Origin of the sequence: Segatella copri (assembly GCF_019127135.1) — a bacterium.
Classification (GTDB): Bacteria; Bacteroidota; Bacteroidia; order Bacteroidales; family Bacteroidaceae; genus Prevotella.
Map to the genome: position 1 here is coordinate 1 of NZ_JAHOEA010000073.1, position 13,417 is coordinate 13,417.

14 protein-coding genes are annotated in these 13,417 nt (G+C 37.8%); 4 read left to right on the top strand and 10 right to left on the bottom strand.

Features of this window, described 5'->3' with window-relative positions:
* Positions 1 to 136: 136 nt before the first annotated feature.
* Genes KSW37_RS13800 through KSW37_RS13815 form a run of 4 tightly spaced genes read right to left on the bottom strand, consistent with a single transcriptional unit; the run spans position 137 to position 1,236 of the window.
* Entirely contained in the window at positions 137 to 331 is a 195-nt protein-coding gene (locus tag KSW37_RS13800; RefSeq protein WP_217314933.1) for a hypothetical protein, read from the bottom strand.
* A 4-nt stretch (positions 332 to 335) separates the two neighbouring features.
* Positions 336 to 494, bottom strand: a complete 159-nt coding sequence (locus KSW37_RS16200) for a DUF4134 family protein (RefSeq protein WP_217314934.1) — start codon at positions 492 to 494, stop codon at positions 336 to 338.
* Positions 494 to 649, bottom strand: coding sequence for a hypothetical protein (locus tag KSW37_RS13810; RefSeq protein WP_153083065.1), 156 nt, complete (start codon positions 647 to 649; stop codon positions 494 to 496). The genes KSW37_RS16200 and KSW37_RS13810 overlap by 1 nt, the downstream gene beginning before the upstream one ends.
* 35 nt (positions 650 to 684) lie before the next feature.
* A complete protein-coding gene (locus KSW37_RS13815) occupies positions 685 to 1,236 on the bottom strand; it encodes a hypothetical protein (RefSeq protein ID WP_217314935.1) in 552 nt (183 codons plus the stop codon).
* Between the two features lie 596 nt (positions 1,237 to 1,832).
* On the opposite strand from KSW37_RS13815, the gene KSW37_RS13820 reads away from it, so the two are divergent.
* Entirely contained in the window at positions 1,833 to 2,267 is a 435-nt protein-coding gene (locus KSW37_RS13820; RefSeq protein ID WP_217743512.1) for a hypothetical protein, read from the top strand.
* Between the two features lie 188 nt (positions 2,268 to 2,455).
* On the opposite strand, the gene KSW37_RS13825 is transcribed toward KSW37_RS13820, so the two are convergent.
* The 6 genes from KSW37_RS13825 to KSW37_RS13850 all read right to left on the bottom strand — a co-directional run bounded on the left by KSW37_RS13825 (position 2,456) and on the right by KSW37_RS13850 (position 8,395).
* A complete protein-coding gene (locus KSW37_RS13825; RefSeq protein ID WP_217314937.1) occupies positions 2,456 to 3,223 on the bottom strand; it encodes a ParA family protein in 768 nt (255 codons plus the stop codon).
* An 18-nt stretch (positions 3,224 to 3,241) separates the two neighbouring features.
* Positions 3,242 to 3,574, bottom strand: coding sequence for a hypothetical protein (locus KSW37_RS13830; RefSeq protein WP_217314938.1), 333 nt, complete (start codon positions 3,572 to 3,574; stop codon positions 3,242 to 3,244).
* Positions 3,575 to 3,835: 261 nt separating this feature from the next.
* On the bottom strand, positions 3,836 to 4,993 hold the full coding sequence (locus KSW37_RS13835; protein ID WP_217314939.1) for a winged helix DNA-binding protein: 1,158 nt from the start codon (positions 4,991 to 4,993) through the stop codon (positions 3,836 to 3,838).
* A gap of 424 nt (positions 4,994 to 5,417) precedes the next feature.
* Positions 5,418 to 6,485: a Fic family protein gene (locus KSW37_RS13840; RefSeq protein ID WP_217314940.1), complete on the bottom strand. Its 1,068-nt coding sequence runs from the start codon at positions 6,483 to 6,485 to the stop codon at positions 5,418 to 5,420.
* A 36-nt stretch (positions 6,486 to 6,521) separates the two neighbouring features.
* Positions 6,522 to 7,115, bottom strand: a complete 594-nt coding sequence (locus KSW37_RS13845; RefSeq protein WP_217314941.1) for a recombinase family protein — start codon at positions 7,113 to 7,115, stop codon at positions 6,522 to 6,524.
* 122 nt (positions 7,116 to 7,237) lie between these two features.
* Complete coding sequence (locus KSW37_RS13850) at positions 7,238 to 8,395, bottom strand: replication initiation protein (protein WP_217314942.1); 1,158 nt, start codon at positions 8,393 to 8,395, stop codon at positions 7,238 to 7,240.
* A 1,454-nt stretch (positions 8,396 to 9,849) separates the two neighbouring features.
* Between KSW37_RS13850 and KSW37_RS13855 the strand changes: the two genes are divergently transcribed.
* The 3 genes from KSW37_RS13855 (at position 9,850) to mobV (ending at position 13,327) form a co-directional block, all read left to right on the top strand.
* Positions 9,850 to 10,920 (top strand): fimbrillin family protein, encoded by a 1,071-nt coding sequence (locus KSW37_RS13855; RefSeq protein ID WP_217314943.1) that lies wholly within the window; start codon positions 9,850 to 9,852, stop codon positions 10,918 to 10,920.
* A 353-nt stretch (positions 10,921 to 11,273) separates the two neighbouring features.
* Entirely contained in the window at positions 11,274 to 11,558 is a 285-nt protein-coding gene (locus KSW37_RS13860) for a hypothetical protein (protein ID WP_217314944.1), read from the top strand.
* Between the two features lie 197 nt (positions 11,559 to 11,755).
* Positions 11,756 to 13,327 (top strand): MobV family relaxase, encoded by a 1,572-nt coding sequence (mobV, locus tag KSW37_RS13865; protein ID WP_301331750.1) that lies wholly within the window; start codon positions 11,756 to 11,758, stop codon positions 13,325 to 13,327.
* The last annotated feature ends 90 nt before the right edge of the window (positions 13,328 to 13,417 follow it).

Sequence of the window (13,417 nt, forward strand, 5' to 3'; positions counted from 1 at the left end):
GAGACAAAAACTAACTTAATAGCACATAACAACGATAGGCTTCCGCTGAGGACGTCCAGCCTCAGTGAAGAGACTAACACTAACTTAATAGCACATAACAACAGCGGTTATTCTTTACGCTCCTTTCAAGAGAAACTTACTTTGCGAAAGGTCCTTTTCCTCCATGCTCTTTTAGATATTTTTGTGAACGTTCCATCATTCTGTCAATATCCTCAAACGAGAAAAGTAATTTTCTCCTTTGTGGATTTCTCTCATTCTCTTCCGCCTCCCGAACAAAACGTTCAGCGTCTTCACCTGTCAATACAGGTGTGCTTCTTATTTCTAATGCCATAATTTTACGAAAGAATTATTCCTGCAACAAGCAGCAATACACAAGAACCCATAGTAAGAAATATGGGAGCTTTTACATCCTGCATCCTTCTGAATCTGCGTATTACTTCTATTGCACCGATGATGGCAATGATTCCTGCTAACAGAAAACATTTGTTACTCATTATCGCCCATTATGTTTATCATGCAGCCATGCCTTCTGTTCGTAGCTGAGTCCATCCCAGCTTTCCTTGCGCTTCTTGCCGCCTGAATGTGTCATTGCCTTACCGAAGCCCTTGAAGAGCCATGCCATGAATAACCATAAAAATACTGTTCCCATATCTATAAACTTTAACTGGTTCTACAAAATGATTTCTACTTCACTGAGAATGTGGCGATACTGTCAAAACCGTTAGCCACCACTCCATATTCTCCTGCTGGCAGGTCATGGAGAGTTACGAGGTAAGATGAAGATCCATACTTCTTCGCCTCGTAATCAACGGTGGTGAAATTGGTGGTAGCCGATGCGCTGCCGAAGCCGATGTCTGCCATCTTGAATCTGCGTTCCTTCTTCTTGGTTTCGAACTTGAAGATGCCGAAGGCGTTCTTTGGCTCCTCGCTGTTGTCCTTCACACGGATGATGATGGAGAACTTCTTGGAGGAAATCTTGTTAGGGCTTTCTGCTCCCTTCACTGTGAGGTAAGCTTTAGTTCTGTCAAGAAGGGAAGCTCCTGGAATTGGAACCAGGGCGAAAGCTGAAGACTTTGCCTTGTGTTCTCCTGTTTCCTTCTGGAGAAGCGTTGTGGTGCTGTCAGTATTAATGACAGCTACCTGTCCTTTATACTCTGGTTCAGGAACCGTTACTTTTTGTGCTTGCGCTGATGCCATGCAGCAAAATACTGCGATTGATAGCAATGTCGTTTTCATTTCTTTTCTTTAAAACTTAGTCTGGCTCCTGACTATATAGGGTTTATTTTGAAGATGTGTACGCTTGCATGAAGGGGTGGAGCCAAGCTGAAATCTCCACTCTAGGCCTTCGCATTGCCATCCGCAAGATTCACCCCAGTCCACCCCAATTGTGTATATACGATAACTTTCACGGCCAAGAGAACTCGGTCGTGAAAGTGTACAATTCACCCTATGGGGCATCCCTGTTGATTATCGGGCGGATGAAGTTGCGAAGTTCAGAGTGCCGATGAAACAGTTACGCCTTATGCTGTTGTACTTTGAGAGTGCATTGCTGCATCTCGCTTGCAAAGGTAGGTATTTTTTTTGAAAATCAGCAACTTTTTTGCAACTATTTTTAGTCATAAAAATAACCGCAGAGTATTAATATTTACAGTCATTTTGCTTTTCTTTATAATCGCGCGCGATGATTTTTATTTTAAAAAAAATATTTCTAGGCTATTTTTTGCTGTTTTTTATATCTGTTTTTATTGAAAAGTATTCTTTTGGATACTTTTAACGCAGATATGTGCGCTAAGAGTATTATTTTTTATACCTTTGCTGCAAAAATGACTAATATGAAGCAAATAACTATTAAGGTCGCTTGGAATAATTCAGCATTCGAAGGATTGGTATCAAGCGAAACATCATATGGTGAAATGAAAATTGTTACCAAAGATTTTAATGATATTATAGATATGGGTGAAGCTGAATTGAAAATTGGTTTTGATGGATATACAGAATTTGGATTAGAACTTCCTGAATGGTACAAAAACAAAGAATATGAATTTGTATATAAGTTCCAAGATGTAACTGCCATGTTGAAGGCATATTCTTCATACGTATCGCTCGCAGCGATTAGTAGGGAGACTGGAATCAATAGTGCATTGCTATCCCATTATGCAAATGGCTTAAAGGTTCCTCGGAACAAGCAGCAAAAGATAATTGTTGCAGGATTGCACAGGATAGGAGCGTTGTTAAGCAAATGCACTATTGACGATGAGCGTAAATAGAAAAGGCTAAGCATACTTTCTATTTGATGTTTTGTTAGTAAAGCGAAAGTCTGTTAACTTTGTGGTTAGCAGACTTTTGTTTTATTTTATATATTCTTTATTAAATAGTATCTTTATGTTTTAATAAATAATTTTTATTGTATTTATTAAATAATATATTTAGTATTTATTAAATAAAAATACTCTGTTTAGAATGGCATTTCTTCATCTTTCTTGCTACCTATAATCTCCTTTGCCAAAGACATGTAATCTTCTGCACCATTGGATTTTGGAGAAAAGACAAATATACTTTGCGACAGTGCGGCAGACTTGTTCAAGTCTTCACATTGGCGTATGCTAGTATGAAACAGAGCATCTGGAGATTGCGTTGTGAGCATTTCTCTAATTTGCTTTGAAACTCCAAATTTTGTTTGCTTAGTAAGCAGGTATTTTCCTTCTATGGTCTTGTGATTTGCCTTGATTATTTGGGTGAGCTTCTTTGCTCCTGTTATGCTAAATTTATCAGCAATAGGGACTATGAGCTTGTCAGCGGCAACTATGACGTTTACAAGGATGGCACCAGAACCTGGAGCAGAATCTATGAGAATATAGTTATAACTGTTTTCTATCTTTTTAAGGATGTCTGCCAAATAGTGAGTAGCACCATTTATGTCATCTTCTATGCTGAGTTCTATATTATGAGCATCTTCATCGAGAGCGGTAGAACCAGGAATGATCCAAAGATTCTCGTTGATTGATACTGGTTTGATTTCTACATCATCGTCATTGAGATATGTGGAAAGATTACTTGCTCCTTCTACATTTGCTCCAGATTGCATGGTGAGGTTGCATTGTCCATCGCTGTCTATGAGAAGTACTTTCTCCCCAAGTTCTGCAAGTGCAGCACCGAGATTGAATGTTGTCATAGTCTTGCCAACTCCACCTTTGTGGTTTGTAACTGCTATTTTTATTGCCATGGTTGCTTCTTTTATTTGTTATTGTAAAAGGCTAGAGTAAGTTGAAAGAAGAGATGTTCCTATCAATTCTTTCATAGATTTGCCTTGCTTTTTACCTTCTTTACGTAATGCCTTAATCAAAGTCTCAGGAAGCTGGACAGTAAGCGAGACTTCTTTTACTCCTTCTATGAGCTGTTTGCGAGGTCTTCCCCAATTATCTAGCGATTTCTTTTTTGTGCGAAGTTCTTCTTTTAAAGAAGATGTGTTGTTTTTTGTATCTGTAACAATGGTTGAATCTTTGCTGTCAGACGACAGGCTAGTTGGTGTTACATCTTTCAAAAAATCCACATTGCCTTTTTTTTGTATAGCCATATCTATTTAATATTTAAAGATTTATGTTGCAAATATACTATATTTATATTTAATAATGAAGAATATTTGTAAAGATTAACAATAAACTTTAATAATTACGTATTATTATATTTATTAAATAAGTATCATATAGTTTATTAAATATAATAATACGTAATTATTAAATAAGAATATTAGTATTTATTAAATACTATATGTTTGTTCTTTGGCTTTGTCAATTTCTACTTGACAGACTATCACGACCAGATTTGGAATGGAATGTTAGACTGGTTTGTAGTCTTTGCATTGAAGAGCTATTGAGCAAGTTGCACACGTTGTGTTGCATGCTGCTACGTCTGTGACAGTGTAGGCTCCTGTTTTACGGCTTCCGTCACGTTTGATCAATCCGGCAGAAGTGAGACTGGCAAGTCCGTAAGCGGCTGTTCTTTGAGAATAGTCAAGTTCTGATACTATATCTTGAAGTTGCTTGCCGTTCTTGGATTCACGTATTTTCCAGAACACTTCCTGTGCTTTTGGCGGTTGTGCCATGAGGCGTTGACGTATATCCTCATTGAGTACAGTAGATTTTTCTGCTAGTTCTACAGCTCGTTTCTCACGAAACTCCTGACGTGCCAGGAAGGCTGCTTTTCGTGCAGCTTTTTCTTCGTTAGAAAGTTGTTTATAGCTACCTTTTCTTAACGTGCAGTTTTCTTGCAGGTTATTTTGTTGCTCTTCATACTGCTGTGTATCGCTATTTTTTAACTTGCAGTTTTGTTGCAAGTTATTTTGCGCAGAGTTTTTAGCATCTTCATCAACCATATTTTTTCCTGTTAAAGCTACTTGTGCTGGTAGTTCTTCGGGAGTGAAGAAAATAGTCTTTGCATCTTTGAAGGCGTAGTTATAGACTGCATTCTGTAATACCAGGTTCTGCTTTTCAATACTAACTTCTGAGCGTTGCGGATGAGAGTATAGTTCGCCTGTTTCGAGACCTAATACACCTATTTTCGATAGTGTCTCTGGGTGTTCGTTGTTTACCTCGACTATTTTTTCAAACGCATATTGAGTGAGATCATCAGGTACGGCAATGAAGAAGAAATCTGTCCAGCCAACATACTTCCATAGTTTCTCGTCACGCATTAGGTCTTCTTTAAACTCTTTTATTTCTAGAGCGATGGTAAAACAATGCCCTTGATTAAGAGCTCGATAACCTGGTTTAATGAATAGTATAACATCAGGAATTACCTGTAGCTTTTTGTCGAGTCCAATGCGTGTCTTTTCGCCTGTTGGTTCACGTAAACGGAACTCTTCGAATATCTTATATTCCAAATATTCTACAGGAATGCGTTCTGTCCAGGGATAGGCATGCAAGCACATGTCTTTAACAAATGCTTGTATCTTCTTGCCTTTTAATAAGTTCTTTAATTCTGCATGAGCTTTCATACAAACTCCTTTCTTTATATTTTTATTTATGTTTATAATTTTGTCGCAAAGATACTAAAAAGGTGTTTAATATGCAAATTTATTGCAAGTTATTTTTGGGGCGTTATGTATATTTAACTTGCAAATATTTTGCAAGTTGTCGTCTGATATTTTGAATTTATAAATGAAATGGCAAAGACTTTGCTTTTTAATATGTAAAATATAATAATCGGATATTCTTGTTTCCTACAGCTTAATTAAAAAGAGCGTTTTACTTAAAAACACGTACGAAGGTGCCCATTGTACACCTTCATACGTGTTTTTTTTGAGTAAAATCCTGTTTGTCGAAAATATGATATAAGTATATGTTTTTATCAAATGTTAATAAAAATTCTTATGTAAAAGGGCAATTTGCGGAGTTGTATATATTGTGTCTGCAAGATTATCATATCGAAGAAGTTGCGAAGACGTGCCAGCTGTTATCATTGTCTCTTCTTTGGATGTAACCTTTTTCTATCATGGCTCGCAATTGCTTTTTCACTGCTGTAACAACAATATCTGCTTCTTTGCTTAATTCTTCTGTTGTTATGTATGGATTTTCTTGCATGGCATGAAGTAATTTATTACTAGATTCACTTCTGAAAACAATTTTACTTCCGTCATACCACCATACTTTTTCAGACGTTTCTGTTGCGAAATCTATGTAGTATTTCAATTCCTTTTCAACAAGTCCATTGAAATATTTAGCAAAACGCTTAATTTGTGAGATTTTGGCATGTGCTCCTGCAGAAGGTGTAGGACCTACTACAACGTCTGTTTCATGTAAGGCATCTATATATTTATTCTTGTTTTTGTTTCTGACAACAACCATTGGCCAATTATGGCGTGCAAGGATGTAGTTTACCATTAGTCTGGCAACTCGACCATTGCCATCCTCAAATGGATGAATACGTATATAGCGGTAATGGAATAGTGACGCTAGTTCAACGGGAGTTAGAACTCCTGAAGCTTCTTCCTTGTTAAACCAAGTCACGAGATCAGACATTAGAGCAGGAGTTTCTTCTGGTGATGCGTACTCAAAATAATCTCCGTAGCGAGTTCTTACACTGTTTGGTCGGGTCTTGTATCGTCCTGCATGAACAGTATAGCTTGTTTGTATTCCACCTGGTAGTTGGTTATGTACTTCATAGTCCTCACGAAGTAATGTTTTGTGAAGTTGACGTATAAAGGTTTCTGTAAGTGGCATATTCAAGTTTTTGGCCTCTTCTTCTATCATTTTCAAGCTAACTTGACTTGCTTTCATGTCATTAAAATCTTTTAAGTCTCCCTCTCCGCTAACTTTCCCAAACAATAATAATAACTCAGTTTGGCCATACGTTAAAGTATTTCCTTCGATATGATTGCTATTGTAGTTATAATCAACCGTAAAGCGTTGACTCAAAAGATATTGCTTCCTTTCTGGTAGAGGTTGCAATGATAGCCATTTTTGATATAATATATCTATTTTATTCATTTGTTCAATTTTATTATTCAGTCATGTTTTTGTCTCTCACTTCTTCTTGTAGATATGTGGCTTTCTTGTTGGTTCTATGCCTTCAATGCGCAAGAATCTGTAAATAGAAGATTTCGATTTAATACCTAGCTGTTTTTGGATTTCATCTATGGTCATACCATTCTTGTAAAGGGATACTGTAGCCTTGGCTTTTGTATGTCGCTTTAGCTTTGGCCTTCCCATTTTCTTGCCCTTTGCCATGGCTGCTTTGCGTCCGGCTTGGGTGCGCTCAACGATAAGGTCACGTTCAAATTCTGCAAGACTTGCGAAGATATGCATCATTAATTTGCCAGATGTGGATGACGTATCGATATTGTCTTTAAGAGATTGTATCGATACTCCTTTTTCGTGCAACTCTGAAATGATGTTTAGTAAATCTCTTAAAGAACGTCCTAGACGGTCGAATTTATACACGACTAGTATATCTCCCTTTCGAAGGTATTTAATCGCTTCTGCTAGCTCTAAACGGGCTTTTATGCCGCTTTTGTGCTCGGAATACACCTTCTCGCAACCAGCTTTTTCTAATTCTGACAATTGTAAGTCCAAATTCTGGTCTTTTGTGGAGACCCTTGCATATCCGATTTTTGCCATATCTATATTTCTATTTAATTTCGATTGCAAAGATACAAAAAATCGAAATAACTACCAAGCTTTTTAGCAGTTATTTCGATATTATTTGGTAGTTCGATTATATTTTAATTTTATCGAAAATTCTATATTTGGTTGCCGAAGAGGTCTAACTCTTCGGATTGCTTCTTTCTTAAATCGACATTGATGCCAAGGTCTCTTTTGTATGCGCTTCTGATGGTTCCTGCCAGATTTCGCACTTTTCCAAGTTTATATCTAGCTTCTATACTGTCAACGATTGCTTCTGCTTTGTCGAGGACGGTAGTGTCCTCGATGGCCTTTCTTGTTAGGGGTATAATGATTCTGTTAGCCCATTCTGCATCATGGCCTCCTTCGAAAATTTTATGCAGTCTAATGCGGCAAAGATTGTGCATGCGCATGTTGAACTGTTCTTTCTGACAGTCTAAAAGAGGCTTTTTCTTTGCATTTGGCTGAACTATTGTGCTTTCGTCGTTGGCACAGATGATTTTGAAGTTATAACCAATGACCGTTGGTTTTCCTTGCTTGTTTGCTTTCTTTAGCTCTGTGTAGTCAAAGCAAATGTCTATAAGCCCTTGTTTGAATAGTTCTCTAAGCTCAGCCCTGGCAGGATCGATAACTTTCTCCTTAAACTGGCGTGTTCGCTTGTATTGCTCTTTGTGCTTGCGTCCGTCCTCGTCAACGTGCTCGTCGAGTTTGAACATGGCTTTAAGCTTCTCTATCGTATATTCGAATTTTCGTTCTTTACGCCACTGGCAGCAGAATAGGAAAAAACGAAAAGAGTACATAGACTTGTTGAGCAACATAGCCTGTGCGGGATTGAAGAGCGTAAACTTTTCCCTAAGTTCAACCAGGCGATCTACAAGCATAGGATATAGATCTACATGGATTGTATCTGTGCTAGAATCGTATTTGACACCACCAATGATTGGTATGCTTTCCCAGTCACCAGGCTTAAGGCTTGGATTCAGAAAAGTCGTTTTTTGGAGGCGATTGAAAGCGAACTTCAGCTGGTCAACCTTTGGTAGGTTTTCCTGTCCGTCTTCTCCAGTTATAGCTAAGCTAGAACGTGGAATATCATAAGATAACAATCCGTCATAACTATTAGCTTCTCTTAGATTTTGCCATGGATGAGCCTTCTTCCACTCGTTGTAACGAGAAAAAAAAGTGTTTGCTATGACGGCATAACTTCTTCCCATCAAGGCCGTCCAAGAAAAACGGCTTGTAGTTATATCGTTCGATTGTGATATTAAGTTATTATTCATTTCTATCTATCTTTCTGATTTTTATAATTGTCTGCTGCAAAGGTAGATATAAAATAGCATAAAACTGCAAAAATGGTGAATATTTTGTGTAATATTAACAAATAGCCACTTGTATTTTCTTCTTGATGCTTTTTGTTTTTTCATAAAGGTGTGGAGGTTTTCCACAGTTTTTGGCGTTTATGGCGCAATCGGTGGCTATTTAGAAAAATAGTGGCTATTTATGGCGCAAAAAGTGGCTATTTATGGCGCAATCGGTGGCTATTATGGCGCAATCGGTGGCTATTTGGCTTTGTAAGTAATTGATATTCAAATTGTTGTAAAACTCCTAAATAATGCATAAATATATATGCTAAATAAATGCTTTAAATACGCGTGCGCGCATGAAGAAACGGCCTTTTTGGCGAAAACAGATGTCTTTCTGGATGCTCTTCTGGTATTTTAACTTTTAGGGGTCGCCCCACAAGGGGGCTCATCCTCATTCTTGCTGCTCTTGGGTACAATTTGCTCGTTCGTCAATGAGTGTGTGCTGACTTTGTGGCAACGTACAAAAAGCAGGCAGTTTTTGCGTGTAAGATATTTTTACTTTTTGCTTCTCGGTTGAACTTTTGGCACTTTTGAGATTCTTGAGGTTGGTCGGGATGGCTACTGAAACTTTGTATGTCAAAATGTTCTTTGCTTTTTGGCGCAAAAAGTGGCTATTATAAATTATATATACTTTGTAAATACCTGTTTATTAACATGTTGTCATTCTATCTCGTGTTATAGTTTCTTCTGTCTATTTGAATGATCAAACAGATATGCTAATCTATAAATATATACCTATAGAGTTAGGTGTTTATTTACATATACATAGTATTTATGTAAACATATATGTTGAATAAAAAATAGAAAAAAATACGTTATTTTTTGGATAAATGTTGTATATTTTTCTTTTAAATAGAAAATCGATTTTTCCCAAAAAGTTTCAGTTTTCTTATTTTAGTTGCTAATAGAATGCCTTTTTTGCCTGAGTTTAGGGAGAAATAGAATACCTTATCTATCCATAAAAGGATGTTTTTATGTCGTTTTTTACTTTTAAGGGGCGCCCCACAGAGGGACTCATCCTCATTCTTGCTGCTCTTGGGTACAATTTGCTCGTTCGCCTATGTGCTTACACATGAGAATTTAAATTATTCCATATAACTGTTATATAGAATAATTGGGGGTATAGTTTCCCAAAAAGTTTCAGTTTGAGTAGTAGTGTGGAAGATTTTACTTGCTAATTTACAAAAAAGGTGGGTTGTTTTTTAACATTTAAAGGGTAAAAAATACTCGTTTTTGAGTTGAATTAAATTATTAATGTTAATATAGGATATATATTTTTTTTCTTATTGTTTTTTGCTCAAGATGCAGTTACTTTGCACTTCCATTCACAACAATGTGGGTGTATTCTATAATATTTAAAAGTACAAATTATGAAGAAAAATTTATTGTTTATGAGTGGTCTTGTTGCCATGCTTCTCAGCTCATGCGACCAGGACATTACTAATGTAATTAACTTACCTGGTGGTCAGGACACAACTACACCAGCAGCCCAGAAAGAGGTTTCTTTCACGGCATCCATGGATGGCATGAATACACGTGCCGTTGAGACTACTATTGCCAATTTGGGTAGTTTTAAGGTGAGTGCATTAAATAACAGTCCTGCTTATACAATCATGCAAGATGTGAAATATACTTCTTCTGATAATGGGCAGTCGTGGGTAACTGATGCAGGTAAGTTCTATTGGCCAGCATCAGACGTGTATCGTTATCATTATTTCTATGCTTATTCTCCTGATGTTCCTGGAAAAGAAGGTAAAATCAATATTCTTCAGAATTATCCAAGTTTGGATGATTTTGTTCCTAATGAGACGGCAGCAAGCCAGAAGGACTTCGTGTATGCTACTGCCAAAGGTAATTACAAAGATGATTCCGATAGTCCTGTGAATCTCGTATTCAAGCATGCTCTTACTGAGATTAGTATTAAGGCCAAGAATGCCAATGCTGATTATAAGGTTCAGATTACCGGGCTGAAGCTTGGCAATATTGTATCAAAAGCTACATTCAAATTTCCTGCGCTTTGGAGTAGTGATCCTGAAGAGTGGTATGGTTTTACAAATGCTCCAAAAAAAGATTATACAACGACTTGGACTGCTCCTGTAACGCTTACTTCTGAGGCTTCTTCTCTTGATGCTGCAAATGTACCATTTATGCTTATTCCGCAACAGCTTACTGCAAATAAGGAGAATCCAGCCTTGGGTAACTACATTGCAGCAAAGATTACTGTCGTAAAAGATAACCAGACCATTTATAATGGCTGGTCATACGTAGCAATTGATACTACTTGGGAAATGGGCAAGCATTATGTCTATACATTGGATTTTTCTAATGGATTAGGAAAGAATTATGGCGCTGTAGATATTGCTGTCAAGGCAATGAAGACTAGTGTGAGCGTTACAGATTGGGTAAGCAAAGACGAAGGTGTTAGCCTTGAAAAAAAATAATGATGAAATATTGTGTGTAAAAAGGATAGCCAGGGTTTATGCTCTGGCTATTTTTATCTAACGAATAACTAAATTATGGTTTAGAATTGAAAAGATTTAGGCATAATATTTCATCATAGTTTTAAATGATGAAATCTCATACTGAAAAATGAAAACTCAATCTATATTTAGAGATGCCTCCGTAAAAGAAAAGAGCATCTATACAAGTCTTTCATTTTTTCTTTGAGAAATAATCTCCTAATCACTGTCTTCACAAAGACAGGCCATATTCCAAAGATTGAAATATTCAATTCTTGGAGAACGGTAGTGTAGCTTACTGCCATTTCTCTGAGACTTCATGTGGAACTAAAGGGATGATCAAATACAGTAAGCTTACAAAAGGATGGATATGGAACCGCACAACTGTTTCCAAGTTCATCAGTGTGCTTTGCTGTATGGGCATTGCGGAGATCCAAAAGGTCGGCACTGAAAAAATCGTTTCGTTGAAGCCATCCGTGTTGCAATGGACCGATTGCTCGGATATAGAGGCAGAACGTCATAGAGACGATTCTTTACAGCCTCAGGCGACTCCTTCACAATCTTCTTCATCTGAAAGAAGTGAAACACTTTCTTCTGGAGAAAATTCTTTGGATAATTAGGGCGTTTTTTTATCGTGCGCTTGCGCCGATAGAGTGGTGTTTTTTCATTAGGGGGAAGCCTAATTCCCCCTCAAAAAGATTTTGGAGGGCTTAACAAGCTTCTATGAAGCGACTTACGTGCGGCAAGCCGTTGTTAAAATTAGGCTCAGGGAATGCTCCCTAAGAACCCTGCCCCCCTAACTCAAAAACAGATATTTATGGCAAAACAAGTAATGGACATTCGACCAGGAAAAGGCATGACCCTTTCTCAAAGCAATGAGCATTTGAGAGTTTCTTTGCATGGTGCGAAAACAAGTTCTCGGTCTTTAAATATAGACCCAACAAGAGACCTTCTTAATTTCGAAATAACGCAAGGATGCCAGGTCGTTCCTGTAGATAAAAGAACATCTATTCCGAAACGAATAAGAGAAAATTTGAAAAAAAGAGGTATTGAAGACCCTAACAAGAAATATAAGAAATTAGGGCTGGAACCCAAAATAAGGACAGTTGCCAACTTCATATTAGGAGGGTCGAGAGACCAAATGCACCGTTTGGCTTTTGGAAATCAAAAGGTGAATTTGGAACGTGGTGCAGACAATTCTTCCATCAGAAGAATGCCAGAAATAGAAAACTGGGCTAAGGATATGTATCGGTTTATGAGTGATAGATTTGGAGAGAAAAACATTGCTGCATTTGTGGTACATTTAGACGAAACAAATCCACATATACATTGTACAGTTCTTCCTATCACCGAACAGAACAAATTTTCGTGGAAGCAGGTGATGGTTGGTGAGAATAATTCCAAGTTTGAGTATCAAAAAAGGACAACTGAACTTCATAATGCCATTGCAGAAATCAATGCAAAATATGGCTTAGAGCGTGGAGATAAAATTTCCGAGACAGGTGCTAAACATCGTTCTACTGCTGAATATCACGAAGCTTTAAGAAAGGAGTTGAAGGAGCAAAACAAAAGGCTCTTTGATACTAAAATTGTTCTTGATGATGCTATCGAGAAGAACGAGGAGACCATCAAAGAACAGAAGCAGACCATTGATTCTTTGAATAAGGAAATCAAGCATGCCTCTGCAAGAGTCAAGGGATTGAGTACGATGATAGAGCATCTGGAAACCTATAAGGAAGACCTGGAGAAGGAGATTGCGAAGTTGAAGGCTGACCGTGATTCTGGTAAGATCTCAGCTGAGGAAGCTGCCCGAAAGATGGATGCCATCACTAAGAACCTTGAAGATGTCAAGGCACAGATACTTGATAAGGAAAGCAAGCTTAGTGTGGCACAGGCAAAGTTCGACAGCTTGAATGAACAGACCTCAGAAACGGAAACTCGCTACCAGGAGGTGAAGAAGAAACTTCAAACAGCTCTTCCTGAGTATAGCAAGAACGCCATGCAGGAAATGGAGGCGTTTGGTTACAATCTCGCTGCTTTCGATGCAATGAAGAGGATGGAGAAATACAACGAAATGACAGCAAATATGTCTCCTGACGAAAGAAGAATACTTGACAAATACAATTCTGTTCTTTTGGATGATTCTATCTTCGAGCAGATGGCAGAGAATGCTACTGAAATTACGACTGTAGCCACTGCTCTGTTCTTGGGTTATCTGGATAAGGCTACAGCTATAGCAGAGTCTCATGGAGGAGGAAGTGGTCCTGGAACTGGCTGGGGAAAGAAAGACGATGAAGACGAACTCGCCTTCAAACGTAGATGTATGCTTATGGCTATGCACATGATGAGACCGCAGAACAAGGTGAAAAAAAGTAGATGGCATAGATGAAAAGAGCCGGAGGAATTTCCTCCGGCTCCAGCCTGTCTGTCACGTCCAGCCTCAGTGAAGAGACAAAAACTAACTTAATAGCACATAACA

Coding starts and splice junctions, on each gene's coding strand:
- KSW37_RS13800 (WP_217314933.1), bottom strand. CDS start 331: ATGGCATTAGAAATAAGAAGCACACCTGTATTGACAGGTGAAGACGCT.
- KSW37_RS16200 (WP_217314934.1), bottom strand. CDS start 494: ATGAGTAACAAATGTTTTCTGTTAGCAGGAATCATTGCCATCATCGGT.
- KSW37_RS13810 (WP_153083065.1), bottom strand. CDS start 649: ATGGGAACAGTATTTTTATGGTTATTCATGGCATGGCTCTTCAAGGGC.
- KSW37_RS13815 (WP_217314935.1), bottom strand. CDS start 1,236: ATGAAAACGACATTGCTATCAATCGCAGTATTTTGCTGCATGGCATCA.
- KSW37_RS13820 (WP_217743512.1), top strand. CDS start 1,833: ATGAAGCAAATAACTATTAAGGTCGCTTGGAATAATTCAGCATTCGAA.
- KSW37_RS13825 (WP_217314937.1), bottom strand. CDS start 3,223: ATGGCAATAAAAATAGCAGTTACAAACCACAAAGGTGGAGTTGGCAAG.
- KSW37_RS13830 (WP_217314938.1), bottom strand. CDS start 3,574: ATGGCTATACAAAAAAAAGGCAATGTGGATTTTTTGAAAGATGTAACA.
- KSW37_RS13835 (WP_217314939.1), bottom strand. CDS start 4,993: ATGAAAGCTCATGCAGAATTAAAGAACTTATTAAAAGGCAAGAAGATA.
- KSW37_RS13840 (WP_217314940.1), bottom strand. CDS start 6,485: ATGAATAAAATAGATATATTATATCAAAAATGGCTATCATTGCAACCT.
- KSW37_RS13845 (WP_217314941.1), bottom strand. CDS start 7,115: ATGGCAAAAATCGGATATGCAAGGGTCTCCACAAAAGACCAGAATTTG.
- KSW37_RS13850 (WP_217314942.1), bottom strand. CDS start 8,395: ATGAATAATAACTTAATATCACAATCGAACGATATAACTACAAGCCGT.
- KSW37_RS13855 (WP_217314943.1), top strand. CDS start 9,850: ATGAAGAAAAATTTATTGTTTATGAGTGGTCTTGTTGCCATGCTTCTC.
- KSW37_RS13860 (WP_217314944.1), top strand. CDS start 11,274: ATGATCAAATACAGTAAGCTTACAAAAGGATGGATATGGAACCGCACA.
- mobV (WP_301331750.1), top strand. CDS start 11,756: ATGGCAAAACAAGTAATGGACATTCGACCAGGAAAAGGCATGACCCTT.